This is a genomic window from Bradyrhizobium sp. sGM-13 (assembly GCF_018398875.1).
In the GTDB taxonomy this organism is placed as follows: Bacteria; Pseudomonadota; Alphaproteobacteria; order Rhizobiales; family Xanthobacteraceae; genus Bradyrhizobium.
Genome location: NZ_JAGWDK010000540.1, coordinates 1 through 210, shown reverse-complemented (window position 1 = coordinate 210; position 210 = coordinate 1). Strand labels below are relative to the sequence as shown.

The window sequence follows — 210 nt, the reverse complement described above, 5'->3', positions numbered from 1 at the left end:
CCGAAGGTGATGAAGTAGAAGAACATGAACCAGCGGCTGTCAGGATCGCGCAGCAAAGTGCCATACGCTTTCAGCGAAATCGGTTTGCGCTCTCCGGGCGCGTCCTTGGCGGCGACGACGTAGTAGGCGAGGATCAGCACCATCGGAACCAGCAGCACGCCGAACACGGCCTGCCAGCCCCAATGTTCGGCAATCGTCGGCGCGAACATC

General features: G+C 60.5%; 1 pseudogene. It reads right to left on the bottom strand.

The window, feature by feature from the left end:
- Positions 1-210, bottom strand: a pseudogene (locus KJQ96_RS39915) (MFS transporter); the annotation flags it as partial.